Annotated in this window: 1 pseudogene; it reads right to left on the bottom strand. The window is 71.3% G+C overall.

Annotated features, from left to right (window positions below):
• Positions 1 to 349 (bottom strand): annotated as a pseudogene (locus AB4Z38_RS25885) (glycosyl hydrolase); the annotation flags it as partial.

Genomic DNA, 349 nt, shown 5'->3' with positions numbered 1-349 from the left:
GTGTTGTCCGCTTCGAGCCCGATGGTCACGGCCAGGGCGTTGGACAGGGACCCGGTGCGCCCGGCGAGGTCCAGTTCCACCGTGACCTCCAGCGGAACACCTGCCCTCGCCGCGACCGGAACGGAGGCGGAGGGCGGGGCCAGGAACGCGGCGCCCAGGTCGGTGCCCGTGGCCTCGATGGACGCCTCATGCGCCAGGACCCCGTCCACGAAGATCCGGCCGTGCCCCACGGTGGAGAAGCCCAAGCGGATCGTGCTGCTCTCCTCGGGCGTGTAGTGGGTGTGGAACTGGACCATGGAGGACTCCGCGATGGGGGCGTCCCCGCCGAACCAGACCAGCGCGGTGGAGC

The organism is Arthrobacter sp. 2RAF6 (assembly GCF_052115205.1).
GTDB lineage: Bacteria > Actinomycetota > Actinomycetes > Actinomycetales > Micrococcaceae > Arthrobacter.
Note: the sequence above shows the minus strand (reverse complement) of the source record. Positions and strands in the feature narration are given on the sequence as shown.